Source organism: Niallia yueguangensis (assembly GCF_052663115.1).
This window is the reverse complement of sequence record NZ_JBQTCX010000036.1, coordinates 1-21005: the sequence shown is the minus strand read 5'-3', so window position 1 is coordinate 21005 and position 21005 is coordinate 1. Positions and strand designations below refer to the sequence as shown.

Genomic DNA, 21005 nt, shown 5'->3' with positions numbered 1-21005 from the left:
TTTTACTTTACATCCACTTTATTTGTCAATAAATAAAACTCAGCTTGTCCAGGTTTAAAATGTTCCACCTTTTTATTGATTCCAATAATAATATGTGGATGAATTACAAAGGATTGCGGAACTTCTTTTTCAATGATGGATACAGCTTTTTTCGTCATCTCATTGCGTTTATTTTGGTCGCTCGTATGATTAAGCGCTGAAATCGTATCGTTTAATAATGGAATGTCAACTCCGCCAGGATTTAATGCGCCATCTGGCAAATAAGCGATATTTAAAAAGTATCCTGCATCTCCGCGCGGAGCCGTTAAATTACTATAGGATGCTAAATCCCAATCTGACTTTTCAAATAGATAAGTATCAATATTATCTGCTGTTTGAATATCGATTTTAATGCCTACTTTTGCTGCTTCTGATTGTAGAAGCTGAGAAATTAATGGCAACTGCGGACGGCTCTGATACGTCATCATTTTTACCGCCAACGGTTTCCCATCTTTTTCAAGCTGATTGTTTGCATTCATTTTATATCCTGTTTCTTCTAACAACGCTTTTGCTTTTTGCAGATCTTGTTTTACAACTGTTTTCTCACTTGCAAAAGGCAGATTAGAAGAAAATGGGCTGCTTGTAGGTGTCGCATGGCCATTCATAATCTTATCAGCTGCTTCTTGACGATTAATCAGTAAATCAAACGCTTTTCGAACATTTACATCTTGAAAAACTGGTTTATGAATATTGTATAAGATATAGTCAGATCGTAGACTTTCAATCGATTCAATATTAATCTCATTTTTTGGAATCGTTGATAAGCTTTCAGTAGGAAGGTCATACACGATATCCGCATCCATGGACTGAAGTGCCATCGTACGAACATTGCCATCTGCATTAAATCTAAATGTGACGCTATGAAGCGGCGAAGCACCATCCCAATATTCTTTAAAAGGCTTTAATTCAACTTCAACATCTGGCTTAAAGTGCTCTACGGCAAATGGCCCAGTACCTACAGGGGATTTGTTGAATTTTGCTGCACCCATTTCATTATATGCTTTTACATCTATAATCGACGTACTAGGATTAATAAGTTCTGATGGCAGCGATGGAAACGGCTCTTTCGTGTTAATTGTTAGTACTTGACCATCAGCACTTATTTCTTTTATTTTTAATGAATTTTCAAGTTTCGGACTATTTTTGACAGCTAGTTCTAATGATTGTTTAACGGCTTCCGCTGTTAACTTATCCCCATTATGAAATGTTGCTTCTTCGCGTATATCAAATGTCCAGGTTGTGTCATCTACTTGTTTCCAGCTTGTTGCAAGCCATGGTTTCATCTCCAACTTTTCATCCAATTTAACCAATGTTTCCGTTATTCCAGCAAGAGATGTTGTCCAATCGTTCACTGGATCTAATGTTGGCGAAGGGAAGCTAAATAAAACAGTTAAGTGTTTTTCCTTCTTAGAATCGCTTTTTGTTGCGGAATTATTTGAACATGCTGATATAACCAGCGCTAAAGCGATTAAAAATACTATGTAAAACTTTTTCAATCCATTCTCTCCTTCTTATTTATAAAATCTATGTAACTATTTTTATATTATAATGATTATAATGCCAACGATAATCTTATCTTTTTTTAATAGATTTGTAAACGGAGAACTTGGGGTCTGACCCCTTAACCACTAAAGGCATGAGCCCGGGTCAATACCGAACTCATGCCTATGTGGGAGCCTAAAATTTATATCCAACTTTTTGTTTTCAAATCACTTTTCATTTAACTTAATCCATATTCTTTTATTTTGTTATATAAAGTTCCTCTCGAAATACCAAGCAAACTGGCAGCTGCACTTTTATTTCCATACGTTTTACGCAATGCTTCCTCAATGTCTAAGACTTCTGTATTTATTGATGTTAGTTCCTGTGAAGCTGTTTCACTTGTTTGGCCATTTATATTTTTTAAATTGGACTCGGTTTTTAAATTTTCTGGTATTTGTTCAATTGTGATGCACGCCATATCATTCAGAAGAATAATCCGTTCTATAATGTTTCGAAGCTCTCGTATATTCCCAGGCCATTTATAGTTAACGAGCAGCTTCATTGCATCTTGATGAATAACGGGAATTGTTTTCTGATACTTTAAACTAAATTCCTGTACATACTTTTCAACAAGTGTCATAATATCTTCTTTTCTGGTTCGAAGGGGGGGAATATCAATATGAATGACTGATAATTTGTAATACAGCTTTTCGTTAAAATTTCCATCCTTCAAAAGAGCATCAAGCGATTGTGAGGTTGAAGTAATAATCCTAGTATGGGATGTTATTTTGTCTTCTCCTCCTATCCGATAAAAGGAATCATCAACAAAATAATTTAATAATTTTTCTTGAATAGGAAGCGGCATTTTATCAATATCTTCAATAAATAACGTGCCATTTAAAGCTTGCTCTATTTTTCCAGTCTGACCAATTGGCTTTTCCTTTGTAAACGCTCCCTTTTGAAATCCAAACAGTTCCATTTCTAAGAGAGCAGGAGGAATAACGGAGCAATTAACGGTGATAAATGGTCCATCGGCCTTTGCTCCTCCATAATGAATAGCTTGAGCTATCATTTCCTTTCCTGATCCAGTTTCTCCCTTTATATGAACTGGAATATCAGCATGGGCAACCTTTTGGGCAATCTTTATTGTTTTTTGAAATTTAGGATTTTCACTAACTATATTGACAAAAGGATTTAATTTATCAACAAGTAAAGTAGAATTAGAATCGAGTTCTTCGTTTAACCGAATAATTTTTGTGATATCATGCTCTGTCGCAATCCCGCCAATAATCTTATTTTCAATAATAATAGGAGATGCGTTGATTAATACATGCATATCCTTATTTGGGCGATGATATTCCCCTCTAACCGGACGTCCTTCATTTAGAATACGATGAAGAATAATTGATTCGTCACTAAAGTGATGCCCAATTTTTTCACCGATAATGTCTTCTTTTTTTATTTTGTACGTTTCTTCAGCAGTTGAATTCCAGCAGATAACGTTTCCATCTTTATCAACCGCTGTAACAGAATCATTCATCATTTCAGCTAACCCATGGAAATAAGCAGAGGTTTGACGATTTTCCTCCTCCCTCTGTTCCATCCATTTATCCACTGTTAAAACGCCCACGTATTTTTCTTGATCTTTAAATAAAACGGGTCTGCGCCAATCAACTTCTGAAGAAATAACCTGATTTACAGAAACTGATGACGGCAGCCAGTTGATATAGTCAAGCCAATCCAACACTGGCATGAACTCGTCCCCTAAATTCATTAGGCTGAATTCATAATTTCCAATTATAAAGTATGTTTCACCTGTCACAACAACAAAATTATACTCTTGAAGTTTGGATTTTATTTCTGCTAATGGCGTATGTTGTTCTACAATCGTAAATGATCGATCAAGTTGTAATGGTGCATTTTTGAACATGTTAAAATCCTTTCATGTTTTTTATTAATTTACCATACATTTGAACACGATTTCTACCATTTTGACATTTGCACAAAAATGTTTAAAATTAATGTTACGCGAGACTCTCCTTTTATTTAAAAACAATTTCCCAACAGCTTCATAAGCAAGATTTATACAAAAAAGGCTGCCCTCCTAATATAACAGGTGGCAGCCTTTGTGAACGTTATGATTTAACTCTATTTATACTGCTGGAATACGTACAGTCAACAGTCTCTTCGGTTCTTTCACTCATAAAAACATTCGATTCATTAATGCTTTCTAAGCTATTCGAAATCATTATGCTGAGTGTTTATATTGGTCAAACTCTCTTTTCAACTTCTCATTCGGCGCTTGTGTTGCCAAACTAACAACCCAGACTGCTGACAAACTAACAAGGAAACCTGGAATAATTTCATACAGATTATTTGTAAGTACTGGAATATTTGCCCAAATAATAACAGTTACGGCTCCACCAATAATTCCTGCAAGCGCTCCCCATTGATTCATCCGTCTCCAGTATAGGCTTAGTAAGATAACTGGTCCAAAAGCCGCACCAAATCCAGCCCAAGCATAACCTACTAGAGATAAAATTGTTCCATTTTTATCCAAAGCAATAACAACTGAAATCACAGAGACAGCTAGAACTGCAAGTTTGCTAATAAACATAAGTTCTTTATCTGTTGCAGAACGTCTAAAAAAAGTTTTGTAGACATCTTCCGTTAAAGAGCTTGCAGTTACAAGAAGCTGAGAAGAGATTGTGCTCATAACAGCAGCCAATAAAGCAGCTAGCATAAATCCAGCAATAAGTGGATGGAATAACAGTTCACTTAGTTTAATAAAGATCGTTTCAGGATCCGAAATGTCCAATCCTTGCTTGGAATAATAGGCTAAACCGATAAAACCAGTGAACATTGCACCGCCTACAGAAAAAATCATCCATCCCATCCCAATATGTCTTGCTTTTTTAATTTCTTTTACGGATGAAATAGCCATAAAGCGTACGATGATATGCGGCTGGCCAAAATAGCCTAACCCCCACGCCAATAAGGAAACAATTCCTATAAACGTAGTGCCTTTAAAAATATCAAATAAATTAGTGTCTATGCTTTTAATTTCATCAAAGGCTGGTCCAATTCCGCCAACCTCCATAATTGTAACAGCTGGAACAATTATGAGGGCAATAACCATAATCAACCCTTGAACAAAATCCGTCCAGCTGACCGCTAAAAATCCGCCAAATAAAGTATAAGCAATAACAACCGATGCAATAATCCAAAGGCCAATTTGGTAGTTTAGATGGAAGGTAGTCTCAAAAAGAACCCCGCCAGATACCATTCCCGAAGAAACGTAGAAAGTAAAGAAAACGATAATAACAAGGCCCGAGGTTAAACGCAAAATATTAGACTGATCACCAAAACGATTTTCCAAGAAAGCCGGAATAGTCATGGAGTTATTGGCAACCTCTGTATATTTTCTCAACCTTGGTGCAACATAAAGCCAGTTTAAATAAGCTCCCAAGGTTAAACCGATTGCAATCCAAGATGCACTTAACCCTTGAGTAAACATCGCACCTGGCAATCCCATCAGCAGCCAGCCGCTCATATCTGACGCCCCTGCACTTAGTGCTGTTACACCAGGGCCAAGCGATCTTCCACCTATCATATAATCCGATAGATTAGAAGTTCTCCTGTAGGCAAAATAGCCAATTAACAGCATGCCAGCCATATAAATACCAATTGAAATAAGTATTTGTGTAGTCAAACTTTTTCCTCCATCCTTTTTTTGAATAGACATCCAAATCCATTTAATCTATAACTTTTTTCAGAATTTAAGGCAGCAGAATAAACATATAAATACCTTTTTTGCGAAATATTTCACCTAACGATAATAAGAGTAATTTCCAATACCCGCATGTTGATTAGGAAACTTTAGTAGACTAGAATGGCAGGCTGTCGACAAACATTCCTACTCATGTTAACCTTTTGGATGCCCTATGGCAACTCCCAAAGCTTCATACCATGAATAACAAATGTTTTCGAACAACCTGAAGTTTTGCTAATTCCTCTCCAATCAATATTTTCCTAATTTTTCCTTAATTAAATTTTTCTAGCTCTCATTTTAGCTTGAGTAAACAATAACAAGTAATCATATCCTCCGGCTTTTGAATCAGTGCCAGACATATTAAATCCGCCAAATGGATGTACTCCAACTAAAGCTCCTGTACACTTTTTATTGATATAAAGGTTTCCGCAGTGCATCGTTTCAAGCGCATAGTTAATGCGATCTTCTACCTTTGAATGAAATGCACCTGTTAATCCATACTCTGTATCATTATAGATGTCAATTGCTTCTTTCCAGTTTGACGCCTTAGCAAGTGCAAGGACAGGGCCGAAAATTTCTTCTTGCATAATACGAGCTTTAGGATCTAGATCGGCAAATACAGTTGGTTCAATATAGAAGCCATTTTCTTTCGCTTTTGATCCGCCTGCTAGCAATCTGCCTTCTGTTTTCCCTATTTCAATATAGCTCATGATTTTATCAAAAGACTTTTGATCGATTACCGGACCAATTGGATAGTTCTCCTCTGGAAAGCCAACTGTTAATTTTTTTGTTAACTCTGTTACTTTTGCAACTACTTCATCATAAACTGACTCTACGATAATCGCTCTTGAACCAGCAGAACATTTTTGTCCTTGGAATCCATAAGCAGAAGCAACAATTGCAGCAGCTGCTGCATCTAAATCAGCGGTTTCATCCACGACAACGCCGTCTTTTCCACCCATCTCTGCAACCACACGCTTTAACCAAATTTGACCTGGCTGCACTTTTGATGCTCTTTCATAAATGCGGCATCCAACTGCACGTGATCCTGTAAAAGAGATAAAGCGGGTCTTTGGATGTTCTACTAAATATTCACCAACCTCAATTCCATCTCCAGGCATAAAGTTTAATACTCCTGCAGGCAATCCTACCTCTTCCATTAATTCTACAAATTTAGCTGCAACAACAGGTGTAGAATCTGCTGGTTTTAAGATAATTGTATTTCCTGAAACAATTCCTGCTACTGCTGTTCCTGCCATAATAGCCAACGGAAAGTTAAACGGAGAAATCACAATTCCAACACCAAGCGGAATATAAGTAATTTCCGTTTCTTCTCCTTCGATTTTTGTAAGAGGCTGATGAATACTTGTCTCACTTAAACGAATCATTTCTCTCGCATAAAATTCCATAAAATCGATAGCTTCTGCTGTATCAGCATCTGCCTCCGCCCAGTTCTTTCCTGCTTCATACACTAGGTAAGAAGAAAATTCATGCTTTCTTTGTCTCATTAAATCAGCCGCTTTGAACAAATATTCTGCACGTTCTGCTGGAGCAACCTTTTTCCATGATTCAAATGCTTTTAATGCTTCCTGCATTGCTTTTTCAGCTAATTCTTTTGAACCTTTGCTGACAGATCCTACTACTTCCTCTACATTTCCTGGATTAATAGAAATGGTTTGTTCTTCTGTAAATAACTTTTCACTTCCAATTACAAGTGAAAACTTTTTACCCAGTTCGTTTTTTACTTTTGCAAGTGCTGCTTGCATAGCTTGTTTATTTTCTTCAATAGAAAAATCTGTAAATGCTTCATTTTTAAATGGTGTGTGTTGGATAGTTGTTGTCATAATAGTCAGACTCCTTTTGTCATAATAAATTTTTATTCTTCTAACTTGGATAAATATGTTTGGCTCTAACGCCAAGCGACTAGTAAACGCCCTCCCTCTGGCCGATAATCAACATCGTCCAACTGCAGCTGCCCTCATTTTTTCTCTTCTGCAGTTCTGTCCATTCGCCGCTGACGGGAATTTCCCCTTTTCTTCTATAAATCTATTATTTTTTAAATAGATTTTTTAATATAAACCAGACATTTGCTGGTCTTTCTGCTAAACGTCTCATAAAGTAGCCAAACCAATCGACCCCGTAAGGAACATAAACACGAACCTTATAGCCTTCTTTCACAAGTCTAGCTTGAACATCCTCACAAATGCCGAATAGCAATTGGAATTCAAATTGATCTTTCGGTATACTATACTTGTCAACAATCGATTTCGTATAATCAATCATCACTTCATCATGCGTTGCAACTGCTGTATAGTTGCCATTCAATAGATGCTGCTTAATAATCCTTTTAAAATTTTCATCTACGTCTTTTTTCTCCGGAAAAGCGACACTTGAAGACTCTTTGTAGGCTCCTTTCACTAAACGCAGATTGGCATTCAGTCGATTTAAATCGGCCATATCTTGTTCTGTTCTGTAAAGATACGCTTGAATGACAAGTCCGACATTGTCATATTCCTTGCGCAATTCATTGAAGATATCTACTGATATTTGACAATGTTCATAATCTTCCATATCAATTCGGACAAAATTTTGATGAAGTTTAGCACGATCAAGGATTTTGCGCATATTTCTCATACATAATTCCTTGCTAATGTCTAAACCAAGAGATGTCATTTTAAGAGAAAGATTGGATTGTACATTTGCTTCTGCTATAGCGTCAAGCGTTTGAATACACATCGCAGTTGATTCTAGAGCCTCTTCTTCTGTATATACAAATTCTCCTAAATGATCTAAGGTAACTACTTTCCCTCCCGCATTCAAGTTCTTCACAGCATCCACAGCTGTTTTAATTGATTCTCCCGCTACAAATCGGCCTGCTCCTAAACGCAATCCATATTTCTTTGCTAACTTGTTCGCTGATGTATTCTTGCCTAGCGACAGAAACATATTTCTCATTAGCACTTCCATTTCTATCAATCCCCCTTATTCACCAAAACATTTTTTATAAACAACAAAAACATTTAAACAAATATGTTTAATTCGACACAAAAGAAACAATGTTGTTCATTTGTTAAACCGAGTATACAACATGTCCATTTCGATTTGTACAAACTTGTAAGATGTTCTGACGCGGTTTTTTCTGAAAATACTGTGAATATATTATTTTTCTTATAAAACAGGCTGAATAATATTCATTTTTATGAATATATACATATTTGCCAACAAGACATGCTTTATATCATAAGTGTTTAGAGTGAACATACTTTCTCTTTCTCAACAGAATACCATACATTGTTTTCATCTAGATGCAATGTATATACAATTATGACACTAATGTTTATATTGAACATTAGTGTTCAAACCTCAACTATGAAGTCATTTCACCACCATCTTCGCAAAGTCATTCAGTGTAGTTGAATACTTGATATAGATTCTTGGTAATAAATACAGTTCGTCTTCCATCCCCTTTTCAGAGAATAATTCAGGTGTTGTCGTAAGTCCAAACAAGTAATGTTTCTTTGTTTCCGCTACGACTTTGTCATTAAAACTTCCGTATGGATAGGCAAGGGCAATAACGGGTTGGCCTGTTATTTTTTCAATTTTGTCTTTGGACTCTTTCAGTTCATATTGATAATTGCTTATTTTCGTCAAATCAGGATGTGTGGCAGTATGTGACTGGATAGAGATGAAACCGGAATCAGCCATTCTTTTTAAATCTAATGTCGATAATCTGTTGGGGCGGCCGATAAAGTCAGATATAACGAAAATGGTGCCAGTTGGTGTAAACTGTTCGGTTTTCAATTTTTGAAAGACAGCAAATGCATTTAAATTGTTTTTGTAGCCGTCATCAAAGGTAATGAAAATCGGTTTATTCACTTTATTTATGTCATGCCAACGTTCAAATGTTAATAAAGTGTAGCCATGATCTCTTAAATACATCATTTGTTTTTCGAAATTCTCTGGAGTAACATATAATTCCTTAGAGCCATGTCCACTGAACTCGTCAATTGAATGATAAATTAATATCGGTATTTTTTGCTGAGCAAAAACTTGTGATGGAAGAATGATGATAAGAAAACACAGGAAAATCATTGCAGTTTTTCTCATAAAAAAACCTCGCTTTTGGGAATGGGGACGGAGCTGCGCCAATTAGATGGAAATAAACTTCCGATTGTGCATATTATTTTGTTTATGATCAAATGAAAAAAGTGTTGCTCCACTCACGCCGCCTTTATTAGGTTAGAGTCTGCCCTCATTTAAATGGTGAAACCGAGGGCGAATCTCTATTTTAGTTTTGTATCGTTTCTTTTCCATTTATTGTGCCTCAACTGCTTCTTTCTATGATGATTTCTTCCATTTTTTTATCTCTCAACTGAATCAATTTGCAGAAGGGTTCTGAACGTAAAGATTTAAAGGTTTGATATACTATTTTTAACAGTTTTATAAAAAAGGTTGGAGGGGAATGAATTGAAAGAACATATTCAACAAGTGATGAAACAACTGGAAATAGATTACGATATCAAAGTGCTTTATGCATGCGAATCAGGCAGTAGAGCATGGGGCTTCCCTTCAAAAGATAGTGACTATGATGTTCGATTTATTTATGTACATAAAAAGAATTGGTATCTGTCCATTGATCATAAAAGGGATGTGATTGAAGTTCCAAGCAGGGATTCTCTTTCTATTCCTATTGATTCATTATTGGATGTAAGCGGTTGGGAGTTAACGAAAGCATTAAGGCTATTTCGAAAGTCCAACCCTCCTCTTTTAGAGTGGCTGCGCTCCAGCATGGTTTATTATCATAGCTTTACGACGATCGATAAAATGAAAGAGTTGGAAAAGAATATATTTTCTCAGAATTCTTGTTTACATCATTATTTAAATATGGCTAAGGGAAATTTTCGTGAATACCTTCAAGGAGATACAGTTAAAATTAAAAAATATTTCTATGTGCTCAGGCCTGTATTAGCAGCAAAATGGATTAAAAAATACAACACGGTTCCACCAATGGAGTTTCAAGTACTATTAGAAGACCTTATAGCACCAGGAACACTGAAAAAGGAAATAAACACCTTGTTGAAACGCAAAATAGCAGGCGACGAATTAAACTTAGAACCAAGAATCAATGATATTAATCAATTCCTTATTAGAGAAATAGAGGAGCTAGAATTATATACAAGGAATTTAAACATTCACATTCCGGATCCAACAACTCAACTTGATCATTTATTTAGAGAAACATTGGATGAAGTTTGGAATTAGAGCTATAAAAAAAGCGCCTGACCCCCAGTCCACTAAAGCGTTAACGCACCGGGGGTCAGGCACTTAAATTTAATTTGTTTTAACAGAAATTTTTTCAAGTGGTTTTGCATTTCCATAGACAGGTGGTTTACGATCAATTGGCATTGCCCATTTTACTGCATTTGTAATAACCTTTTGAATGTCTGTTTGATAATAGGTTGGGTATGTTTCGTGTCCCGGTCGGAAATAAAACACTTTTCCATTTCCTCTCGAATACGTACAGCCGCTGCGGAACACCTCTCCTCCTTCAAACCAGCTTGTAAAAATCAATTCGTCTGGTGCGGGAATATCAAAATGTTCACCATACATTTCTTCTTTTTCCAATTCGATATATTCACCAATTCCGTCTACAATGGCATGATTAGGAGCAACTACCCATAAGCGCTCTTTTTCGTCTGCTTCCCGCCATTTTAAGTCGCAGCTTGTTCCCATTAATGATTTAAAGATTTTAGAAAAGTGTGCAGAATGGAGAACAATTAATCCCATTCCTTCCAATACCCGCTGCTTCACTTTTTCAACAATTTCGTTATCGACTTCGTTATGGGCAAGATGCCCCCACCAAATCAATACATCCGTATTGTATAATACATCATCTGTTAAACCGTGTTCCGGCTCATCTAATGTCGCTGTATGTGTTTTGTATCCTGCTTCTCTCAAGAAAGCAGAAATAGCGCCATGTATGCCATTTGGATAGATTTCTGCAACAACTGGATTCTTTTTTTCATGACGGTTTTCATTCCATATCGTTATCACTTCTGCCACACTCCTCTTTTTATTCTGCCATTACAAAGGAATTATCAAAATCTTTGATTACTTCATTTCTTTCCGCTGCTGTAAATATCGTTTCAATTAAGCGCAATACACGTAAAACTTCTTCATTTTTAACAATCGGTTCTGCTTTTCCTTCTACGACAGAAACGACATTGCTGTAAAAGCTCTCCATTGTTTCATCAACATTTGGCAACTTAGTTGTGCTGATTGCTTTTTCTGATGGCGGCGCCATTGTTTTCGTTAAACCTTTGCCTGCTTTTATCGGTTTAGGTGCTTCTACTTCAACGCCATAGTTTTGTGTAACAATTTTTCCATCCAAGTTCCAATCATTGATAATGGCTGTTCCTCCTGTTCCTTTCACATACCATCTTGGCAGCTGGATAAAATTCGTTGTGCCTACTTCTATTAATGCTGTGCATCCATTCTCAAACGTAATGATAGATTGGAAGCCATCATCGACTTCGTTTCCTAAAATAAAGCTTAAATTAGAGTAAACACTCGTAATCTTGCTGTCTACCATAAATAACAGCTGATCCAGCAAATGGACGCCCCAGTCAAGGAGCATTCCCCCGCCTTGTGCTTTTACATGGCGCCAATCTCCTGGAATTCCATTTGCCCCTTGGACTCTCGATTCAATGTGAAATACATTTCCGATTAATTGTTCGTCATAAACCTTCTTGATTGTAAGAAAATCTTCGTCCCATCTGCGGTTTTGATGCACGATAAACTCGCATGCGTTTGCATCCGCAGCATACATAATTTCTTTTAACTCTGCGCTGTTAATTGTTACTGGCTTTTCACAAATCACATGCTTCTTCGCATTTAAAGCCGCTATCGCTATGTCTTTATGAACATCGTTAGGAGTAGCAATCAGCACAAAGTCCACTGCATCGTCTGAAAAAACATCTGCTAGACTAGCATATCCTTTATATCCATCAGCTAAGGAAGCTGCTTTTCTCTCCTCTTGAATATCAAATGTCCCAAACACATTTATATTTTGAACATCTTTCAGTAATTTAGCGTGATAGCTTCCCATGCCGCCATAACCGACAATTACTAAATTGTAGATTTTGCTCGTCATCTCGATCGCCTCCAATTTTTTTGCCTTACGCCCACCACATATCCGTATTAGGCTCGCGGATTAAGACATCATTCAAGTTTTTCACTGCTCGACTAAACCCTTCCTCTGTTGACATAAGTGCATCTTCATGTTCAATGCTGACAACATAGTCATAGTTATATAAACGAAGGGCACTCATCATATCCGACCATTCTTGCATGCTGTGTCCACAGCCAACGCTTCGGAATGTCCAAGCACGTGTCTGTAAATCCCCATACGGCTGCATATCTGTCAAACCGTACATATTTACATTATCTTGATCGATGTAAGTGTCTTTCGCATGAAAATGATGGATGGCGCCAGCTTTGCCAAGAATTTTAATGGCTGCAACTGGATCGATTCCTTGCCACCACATATGACTTGGATCCAGGTTTGCTCCGATAGCATCACATGTTGCTTCGCGAAGCTTTAGCATCGTATATGGGGTATGAACAAGGAATCCTCCGTGCAATTCCAAGCCGATTTTCACGTTATGCTGCTCTGCAAGCTCCCCAATTTCTTTCCAGTATGGAATCAACTTATTTTCCCATTGCCAGTTTAAAATCTCGCTGTATTCTGTTGGCCATGCTACAACAGGCCAGTTTGGCTGTTTTGCTTCCTCGCTGTCCCCCGCAGTGCCGGAAAATGCATTAACAACTGGTACATCAAGAAGGGATGCTAGTTTAATCGTTTTTCTTAAAGTAGCATCTGATTCTTCCGCAAATTTCTTATCTGGTGAGATCGGATTGCCATGACAACTGAAAGCGCTGATTGTTAAACCGCGTGACGTTACTGCGTTCAAGTAGTCCCTGCGTTTTTGTTCATCTTCTAATAATTCATCAAGAGGGCAATGGCTATTTCCCGGATATCCTCCTGTTCCGATTTCGACTGCATCCAATCCTGCCGCTTTTACATGATCAAGCATTTCTTCAAATGATTTGCTTCCAAACAATACTGTAAATACACCAAGTTTCATAATAAATTTCTCCTTTCCAAAAAATGATTATTTTACTTTAGCAATTGTTTTTGTTTCATTTGATTCCAGTGCAGCTAAAATAACCGCAAGTGATTTTTTTCCTTCTTCTCCTGAAACCAATGGTTCTGTATTATTCAAAATACAATTTACAAAGTTATCTATTACATAACTTTGATTTTGTCCGCCATCATCATTCGACTGAATTTTGCCAAGCTCATACTTGATAATTTCTCCGTTCGAATATTGTGCGATAAGCGAGTAGGTTGGATCATCTTCTAATCGTAAAATGGCTTTTTCCCCATAAATAACCGTAGAGTTGTCTTCGTTTGCTGTATACGCCCAACTAGCAGCAAGCGTTCCAACAATGCCACTTTCCGTTTTCAAAACACATACTGCATTATCATCTACATCCGCAAAATCTTTTGCACTTGTTTCCACAAATGCTGCCACCTCAACAAACTCTTCTCCTAAAATATAGCGAAGCAAATCCGCTTTATGCACACCCAAGTCTCCCATTGCCCCAATAAACGCTTGCTCTTTTTTGAAAAACCAACCTTCTTTTCCTTCTACACTCCAGTTTTCAGGACCGCCATGACCGAAGGCTGTACGAAAACCGTATACTTTCCCAATTTCCCCATTTGCGATCAATTGACGTGCTTTTTCATGAGATTTTACAAAGCGCTGATTATGACCAATCATTAGTTTTTTGCCATTAGCTTTAGCAGCTTCGATCATTGCTTCTGCTTCTTCTTCTGATGTCGCCATCGGCTTTTCACACAGTACATGTTTTCCAGCATTTAAGGCATCAATTGACACAGGTGCATGCAGATAGTTTGGAAGACAAACACTAATTGCATCCAAATCAGCCAGCTTTAGTACTTCTTTGTAATCTGTAAATGCCTTTGCTCCATATGTTTCAGCTGTTTCTTCTGCACGTTCTGCGACAATATCGCAAACTGCAATAATCTCCACGTTTTTATTTGCATGATATTCTGGCAAATGACGATGTTTTGCGATACTCCCACAACCGATTACTGCTATTTTTAATGTACTCATTTTATTTCCTCCTAAAATTTTTTGGGATTAAATTTCTGTTATATAAAGAAAGCGCTTAACTTTCACAATAGACTTTAAAAAGGTAATTTACGATTCTACTAGAATTGCAGCTTTCTTTTTAAATAATTCATGCTAATCTCGATGCTTTCAAATGGAGTTTTGCGAGTTTCATCTTGCTCCACAATCCACCATTTCACCCCTGCATCTTCACCTATATTTAATATGGCATCAATATCTACTCCGCCTGTTCCAAGCTCAGCAAAAAATTGTTCTTCATCTCTTGTCATATCTTTAAGGTGAACGAGTGGTGTTCTGTTTTTATAACGCTTTATCCATTCTTCTGGATTTTCCCCAGCTTTCTTTAGCCAATATATATCCAGTTCTGCTTGCACCTTGCTTGCATTCGTACTGTCAAAAATAGTTTCAAGTGCCTTTCTGCCGTCAGAAAGCGGGGCAAGTTCAAAATCATGATTGTGGTAACAAAGTGTAATTCCTTCTTTCTTGCACTTTTCACCCGCTTCTTCTAAAAAGGAAATAAGCGCTTTATAATCCTTTTCCTCTCGTCGTTCTGGTATTAAGTATGGGCAGACAATATATTTGCTTCCCAATACGTGCTGATCTTCTATTACTTGAGATAAATTGGTCTCCAATTGTTCAAGCGGGACATGGCTAGCAGCAGCTTCAAGTCCAAGACTTTTTAATAAAGCGCTTACTTTTTTTGATGCGCTGTCGCCATAACCAGCAAGTTCGACACCGTCGAAACCAAGGTCTGCGACTTTTTTCAAAGTACCAGCAAAGTCCCTCTCGCTTTCCCTGCGTAAGGAATACATTTGCACAGCAATGGGAATCCTTTTCATTCGATATTCTCCTATCCATTTAATTGATATGATTCATACCTATGAAAATAACCAATAAATTATGTAATGTTCCTGAAAAGATAGTTATACACCAATCGAAACATCATATAACTTATTTGATTACATCTTATAATATTACTCCTAAATTGAACATAAATGATATAATTAAAAACATAGACAATTTTGCTATTACTTTAAAACCGAAATGAAGAATCGTTCCTCATTTTTACCAACTAAAGCTAAATGAGGGCAGATACAAACCTAATAAAGACGGCGCGAGCGTAGCTACTCTAACCTTGATCAGGGTAAAAGCAAGTAACATTGCACTCTCCCTTATTTTTTATTAAAGTAGGCGCAGCTCCGGCCCCAATGTCATCAAGCTAAATTTCACAAAACAGGAAAATAAGCAACTAAATAGGAAGTAAGGGTTTCGTTCTGTTCTCCGAGGCTTACCGCTCGCTTTCCACGGGGCGAGCGCCGAGCCTCCTCGTCGCTTTGCTCCTGTGGGTCTCGTCTTTCTCGCTAATCCCGTAGGAGTCGAGCGGACGCCTCTCCAAACAAATTGGGTATTTCTTTTACATAAAGAGTATCTAATTCCATGATATTTCACAGTTTGAAATTTATGGAATCTTAAGTTGATGACATTGGCTCCGGCCCTTTTCTATAAAAAGGAGTAATTAGATGGAGAACATTATTTATTATTGCGGCTACTCTTATCACACCACATCATATTTTGACCAACATAAAAAAGGTTTTCCTAATTTTCTTTTCCGTCTGCAAACAGAGGGAACTGCTGAAGTAATCGTGAATGGAATAAAAACAGAAATGAAAAAGGGAGATCTTGTATTAGTTAAACCAGGTGATATATATGAAATACGGATTGAAGGTGATCAAAAAAGCGGTGACTACCACTTATTATGTCAAGGAGATTGGGTTAAAGAATGGTGGAATAGATATCCTAAACCATCCTTTTCCAAAATAAATTTAGATAAAAGTCTGTTGGATTTATGGAACCATATTATTATGGAAGAAAGACGACCAGCTTCTGATAAAAATAATGAACTGTCAAGTTATTTGCTGCAAGCTTTTTGTATATCTCTGGAACGTGCTATCAATGAAACTTCTCCTTCCTTTAATCGTCCTTATTCGGTAACAAAAATGATGCGGTACATAGAAGAAAATGCGATGAGCGGTTTTGCCATTGAAGATGTGGCGAAGAATGCTGGCCTTAGTGTCTCCCGTTCTGTTCATTTGTTTAAAAGCAGCTTCGGAAAAACGATGATCGAATATGCACAGGAAATCCGCCTCTCCGCTGCCATTAATCAGATGAAATACACGACAATGACGCTAGAACAAATTGCAGAAAACTGTGGATTCGGGGCTTATCCTTATTTTCATCGAATATTTAAAATGAAGTATGGAGTATCCCCAGGGGTTTATCGGAAAATGGAATAGATTTATCGTGAATTTGAAAAAAGTTGAACTGCTTATAAAAAAGATTGTTCAAAATATTGGTTTGTGCAAGTAATGTTGTTTAATTGAATTAACGGTGCAGAATACTTCAATAATAACTATATAAAAAGGCATCAATATGAAAGAGAATTCGAGGTGAATAGCAATGAGAACTGAAAAAGAAATGTTTGATTTGATATTGGGGATCGCTAAAAAAGACGAACGAATTCGAGCTGTTTATATGAATGGTTCAAGAACCAATCCAAATGTGCCAAAAGATATTTTTCAGGACTATGATATTGTTTATGTTGTGACAGAAACAGCCTCTTTTATAAAAGATGAGAACTGGATTAACGTTTTTGGGGAATTACTTATGATTCAAGAACCTAATAAAAATGACAAACTTAATGGTATAGATATAGATTTTGATAAGTCTTATGGTTATTTAATGCTGTTTACAGATGGAAATCGTATTGATCTACATATTGAAACAAAAGAAGTGATGAATGAGAAGTATATTAAAGATAAACTTACTATTCCTTTATTGGATAAGGATAATATTCTTCCACGTATCTCTAAACCAACAGATATAGATTATTGGATGAAGAAGCCTAATGAACCACTTTTTATGAGTTGCTGCAATGACTTTTGGTGGTGTCTACAAAACGTTGCAAAAGGAATTTGGCGTGATGAATTACCATATGCAAAACAAATGTTTGAATATGTAATAAGAGTTAGGTTAGATGAGATGGTTTCATGGTGGATTGGTATAAAAAACGACTTCCAAGTTTCGACGGGAAAAATGGGGAAGTATTTCAAAAAGTACCTTCCCGAATCATATTGGGAGATGTATGAAAAAACTTTTTCTGACAATAACTATAAGAATTTCTGGAATTCAATATTTGTTACTTGTGAATTGTTTAGAACTTTAGCAGAAGATGTTGCAGATAACTTATTGTTCACATATCCAATTAATGACGACAAAAATATGACAAAATATCTTAAACATGTAAGAAATTTACCTTCTGATGCAAATGACATACTGTAAATAAATCTACAAAAGAAGTTTAGGTATCATTATATGATGTGGAAATATAGAAGAGGCCTGACAAAATACAATTTAAGCCCCTTATCATTGTTTGCTTAGTAAACAACGATAAGGGGCTTTTGGTAGTTTATCAGATAATTGGGGTGTATGCAGCCTAGGCTTGTCCTTTATAAAAGGGTACACTTCACAATTGGGTGATTACCTATTACATTAAATGCTGCATGCTTATATTCTAGTGCGAAGAATATCATTCTAATAGTGTATGGGGGAGTCTGTGTTTTATATTGTAGTTCAAAATAAGAACCTTTTGTTAATTTGTGTTTTCTCCTCCGCCATTCAATCCTTCTTTAGTTAACTCGTAGACTTTACTGTTTAACACCAATCCGAGATGGCCTACACCGCTGATTTGAACGTTTTTTGCTCCCTGTAGTTTTGAAAGCGGATTAAACACTATCAAGTCGCTTGTGCTGTAAATCGAAGTATAAAGAATTTTATCGTTAGGATCTGTTCCAACGGGAGCTTTCGATGTTACAAGTTTGTTTGGAGAACCTATCGTTACCACATCGTTCACCTTGCTTCCGCCGCCATTGAGAATATAATTCAGGGCATTTATGCCTCCCGCACTGTGTCCAATAATATCTACCTTGCTCTTTCCTGTTTTCTTTAACACTTCATCAACATAAGAAGCAAGCTGTTTTGCATTAGTAAAAGGATTACCAGTTTTATCTATCATTTCAATGGCATACAGGTCATTATCAGACCAGCCTTGTTCTTTTAAATAGTTTTTAATGCCTAAAAAGTTTGTACTGTTACCGCCTGCTCCGTGAATGTATATAACTGGATCTTTGGAGTTTGTCTCTGCTTTGGAACTAGACGGCTGAATACCAACAACAGATAAAATAATGGCCATGCATGAAACTAGTAAAACGAGCAATCTTATATTTTTCATTATTTCCCTCCTAGATGTTTGACTGCTATCTTGCTATATTCATTGTTATATATTTTGGAAGGAGAAACAACCGGCAACTTTTGCTAACTATGGCTACTTAGACCACATGAAGAAGATAATTTCTGTATTCTACATGGACAATAGGGAAGGATTTTTTCTTATTTACCTCTTTAAATCCTATTTCAATGGGCTTTTCAATGCACTTCGTAAAGAGGGGGGATTTTTGTTTTTTAACAGAAATTAACTGACATGGTATATATTGGTTTAATTAACTATGGAAATAGCCCCCATCTCATACAGTCTATTGCAGTGGAAAGATTCAAGTTATAGGAGAAACATAATGAAACTATTTTTAAAGAAGCAAGTGTTCAAAATTAATAAGCAAAAATTGTTCAAAAATAGAGCAGGTTAAATCCTAATTTCTCATTTATACCACTGAGAGATTGGGACTTTATTCGAAAACTGCTTAATATCTTTTAAATAAAGAGGATCACAATTGACAAGATAAGCATAGCTAAGGCGTTAAGTGCCATAATCGGTTTATGCTTGGCTCTGACGAAGTGAGCGTGTATGGCACCTAGCATTAGAACTATAAATAGGGCTCCTGAAAATTTTAAGAATTCTGGAATCCAAAATGCTATGATCAATCCAATCACACCAACTAATTCTAACAAGGCAGTTACATTCATGAACCACATTGGATAACGATATTCATTCCAATGGTGAACCATTGATTTTGTACGTAACAATTTCATCGAAATGGACAGTACAAAGATACAGATTAAAATGATTTGAATGATTACGATTACTGTAACCACGTTGTTTCCCCCTTTTGTATAATAGATGAATAATGCTTAAATAGAATTATAAGTTGTCTAGTTTAAAAAATATGTAGTCTAGACTACAATGGCCTTAATAGGAGGGGAACTTCTTGGATAAGATTAAATATTTATCGAGAATACAGCTGTTTCGTGAGTTAGAATTAGAAGAATTAAAAAAATTTGAACCTGACACGCCCATCAATGTTATAAAAAAAGGAACGATTATTACTTCTCCACATATGGATCAAAAGATCTTGTATTTAATCAAATCGGGGAAAGTTCGTTTATATAGATTATCTGAAGGCGGGAAAGAGCTTACAATTGATATATTAGGAACTGGGCATGTATTTGGTGAGATTGGTTCATTTACAACAGGTTCTGAAAATATGTACGCGGAAACATGGGAAGACTCCGTTATTTGCACGATAGATAAAGTTCAGTTTGAAAAAATAATACACGATCAGCCAAGTGTTTCCTTGAAGTTTATCGAAATGGTATCCAACCGTTTAAAGGAAGTAGAGGAACTATTGGAATATATGGCATACGGTAGTGTCCGAAAACGCCTATTATTTTTATTACATAAACTAGTAGAAAAGTTTGGGGGCGACTCCCCTAGTGACAACCCGAAGGAGACAGATTGGATTCAACTCGAGATTTCAATAACACATCAAGAATTAGCAATGATGATGGGCAGTATTCGCGAAACAGTGACAGCACTGCTAAATGATTTGACTGCAGAAGGCATTGTTCATAAGGTTGGGAACCGAAAACCGATTAAGATTCATTTTGCTCGGTTAAAAAGGGCATTAGAAGAGGGACAATAAAATTTGGGCTATTGTGCCATTTAAGATGGAATCAACTTTACAAATAGAAAAAAATTGCATATCAACATAGTACGGTTACGTAATGTCACATAAAGTTAACTAGGTATCACACCTCAGTTCTCAAATGTTGGCGGGCCCAAAGCAGGGCTGCCTGATAAGTCCCTATAAGAAAAAGGGGCTCCAAAAAGTTAGTTTCACTGACTTTCTGGACAACCCCTATTAAAATATAATCTCCATGTAATGAATGATAGGATACATGAATCTTCTAAATCAGTATTCTTTCACTATTTCCTATGTAGCATGTTATATACAGGATTTATTTAGACCAATTTCTTTTATCCTAATTTATACACTCTAGCTTCATACGGACGAAGATTTATTTCTTTAATCTCTTCCGATTCGTCCGTCTGATAATTGCTGATTAACAGCTCTTTCTCGTTAAATGTAATAGATTCAGGCAAAATGAATGTTGTATTTTGTTCATAATAGTTGCATACCACAAGCAGCTTTTCATTGCCTAACGATCTTATATAAGCAAAAATCTCGTCATGATCTTCC

The 21005-nt window shown here is 36.5% G+C and carries 18 protein-coding genes; 4 read left to right on the top strand and 14 right to left on the bottom strand.

Annotated elements, in window-relative coordinates:
- Positions 1 to 2 precede the first annotated feature (2 nt).
- The 6 genes from nikA to ACTYA4_RS21125 form a co-directional block, all read right to left on the bottom strand.
- Positions 3 to 1535 (bottom strand): nickel ABC transporter substrate-binding protein, encoded by a 1533-nt coding sequence (nikA, locus tag ACTYA4_RS21150; RefSeq protein ID WP_443481319.1) that lies wholly within the window; start codon positions 1533 to 1535, stop codon positions 3 to 5.
- Between the two features lie 224 nt (positions 1536 to 1759).
- Entirely contained in the window at positions 1760 to 3451 is a 1692-nt protein-coding gene (locus ACTYA4_RS21145) for a sigma-54 interaction domain-containing protein (protein ID WP_443481320.1), read from the bottom strand.
- A 318-nt stretch (positions 3452 to 3769) separates the two neighbouring features.
- A complete protein-coding gene (gene putP, locus ACTYA4_RS21140; RefSeq protein ID WP_443481321.1) occupies positions 3770 to 5233 on the bottom strand; it encodes a sodium/proline symporter PutP in 1464 nt (487 codons plus the stop codon).
- 335 nt (positions 5234 to 5568) lie between these two features.
- Positions 5569 to 7137, bottom strand: coding sequence for an L-glutamate gamma-semialdehyde dehydrogenase (gene pruA, locus ACTYA4_RS21135; RefSeq protein WP_445505858.1), 1569 nt, complete (start codon positions 7135 to 7137; stop codon positions 5569 to 5571).
- 205 nt (positions 7138 to 7342) lie between these two features.
- Positions 7343 to 8260, bottom strand: a complete 918-nt coding sequence (locus ACTYA4_RS21130) for a proline dehydrogenase family protein (RefSeq protein ID WP_443481323.1) — start codon at positions 8258 to 8260, stop codon at positions 7343 to 7345.
- A 408-nt stretch (positions 8261 to 8668) separates the two neighbouring features.
- Positions 8669 to 9400 (bottom strand): polysaccharide deacetylase family protein, encoded by a 732-nt coding sequence (locus ACTYA4_RS21125; RefSeq protein ID WP_443481324.1) that lies wholly within the window; start codon positions 9398 to 9400, stop codon positions 8669 to 8671.
- A 360-nt stretch (positions 9401 to 9760) separates the two neighbouring features.
- On the opposite strand from ACTYA4_RS21125, the gene ACTYA4_RS21120 reads away from it, so the two are divergent.
- The gene (locus tag ACTYA4_RS21120; protein ID WP_443481325.1) at positions 9761 to 10555 is read left to right on the top strand and encodes a nucleotidyltransferase domain-containing protein; all 795 of its coding nucleotides are present in this window, start codon (positions 9761 to 9763) and stop codon (positions 10553 to 10555) included.
- 69 nt (positions 10556 to 10624) lie between these two features.
- Here the strand turns inward: ACTYA4_RS21120 and ACTYA4_RS21115 are convergent, their stop codons facing one another.
- From ACTYA4_RS21115 to ACTYA4_RS21095, 5 genes are all read right to left on the bottom strand, one after another.
- Entirely contained in the window at positions 10625 to 11347 is a 723-nt protein-coding gene (locus ACTYA4_RS21115) for a ThuA domain-containing protein (protein ID WP_443481326.1), read from the bottom strand.
- 19 nt (positions 11348 to 11366) lie between these two features.
- Positions 11367 to 12446, bottom strand: coding sequence for a Gfo/Idh/MocA family protein (locus tag ACTYA4_RS21110; protein WP_443481327.1), 1080 nt, complete (start codon positions 12444 to 12446; stop codon positions 11367 to 11369).
- 25 nt (positions 12447 to 12471) lie between these two features.
- Positions 12472 to 13440 (bottom strand): sugar phosphate isomerase/epimerase family protein, encoded by a 969-nt coding sequence (locus ACTYA4_RS21105; protein ID WP_443481328.1) that lies wholly within the window; start codon positions 13438 to 13440, stop codon positions 12472 to 12474.
- Between the two features lie 27 nt (positions 13441 to 13467).
- Positions 13468 to 14496: a Gfo/Idh/MocA family protein gene (locus tag ACTYA4_RS21100; RefSeq protein WP_443481329.1), complete on the bottom strand. Its 1029-nt coding sequence runs from the start codon at positions 14494 to 14496 to the stop codon at positions 13468 to 13470.
- Positions 14497 to 14594: 98 nt separating this feature from the next.
- Positions 14595 to 15353, bottom strand: coding sequence for a sugar phosphate isomerase/epimerase family protein (locus tag ACTYA4_RS21095; RefSeq protein ID WP_443481330.1), 759 nt, complete (start codon positions 15351 to 15353; stop codon positions 14595 to 14597).
- A gap of 681 nt (positions 15354 to 16034) precedes the next feature.
- Here ACTYA4_RS21095 and ACTYA4_RS21090 point away from each other — a divergent pair.
- Positions 16035 to 16808: an AraC family transcriptional regulator gene (locus ACTYA4_RS21090; RefSeq protein WP_443481331.1), complete on the top strand. Its 774-nt coding sequence runs from the start codon at positions 16035 to 16037 to the stop codon at positions 16806 to 16808.
- Positions 16809 to 16971: 163 nt separating this feature from the next.
- Positions 16972 to 17853 carry an aminoglycoside 6-adenylyltransferase gene (locus ACTYA4_RS21085; protein ID WP_443481332.1) on the top strand — a complete coding sequence of 294 codons (882 nt, stop codon included), beginning with the start codon at positions 16972 to 16974 and terminating at the stop codon, positions 17851 to 17853.
- Positions 17854 to 18163: 310 nt separating this feature from the next.
- Here ACTYA4_RS21085 and ACTYA4_RS21080 read toward each other — a convergent pair whose 3' ends face one another.
- Together ACTYA4_RS21080 and ACTYA4_RS21075 are read right to left on the bottom strand one after the other, a co-directional pair.
- Positions 18164 to 18802: an esterase/lipase family protein gene (locus tag ACTYA4_RS21080; protein WP_443481333.1), complete on the bottom strand. Its 639-nt coding sequence runs from the start codon at positions 18800 to 18802 to the stop codon at positions 18164 to 18166.
- Positions 18803 to 19278: 476 nt separating this feature from the next.
- Positions 19279 to 19620 carry a DoxX family protein gene (locus ACTYA4_RS21075; RefSeq protein ID WP_443481334.1) on the bottom strand — a complete coding sequence of 114 codons (342 nt, stop codon included), beginning with the start codon at positions 19618 to 19620 and terminating at the stop codon, positions 19279 to 19281.
- A 113-nt stretch (positions 19621 to 19733) separates the two neighbouring features.
- Between ACTYA4_RS21075 and ACTYA4_RS21070 the strand changes: the two genes are divergently transcribed.
- The gene (locus ACTYA4_RS21070; protein ID WP_443481335.1) at positions 19734 to 20447 is read left to right on the top strand and encodes a Crp/Fnr family transcriptional regulator; all 714 of its coding nucleotides are present in this window, start codon (positions 19734 to 19736) and stop codon (positions 20445 to 20447) included.
- A gap of 335 nt (positions 20448 to 20782) precedes the next feature.
- Here the strand turns inward: ACTYA4_RS21070 and ACTYA4_RS21065 are convergent.
- Positions 20783 to 21005 (bottom strand): alpha-glucosidase C-terminal domain-containing protein (locus ACTYA4_RS21065; protein WP_443481336.1); only part of this gene is annotated, 223 nt, incomplete at its 5' end.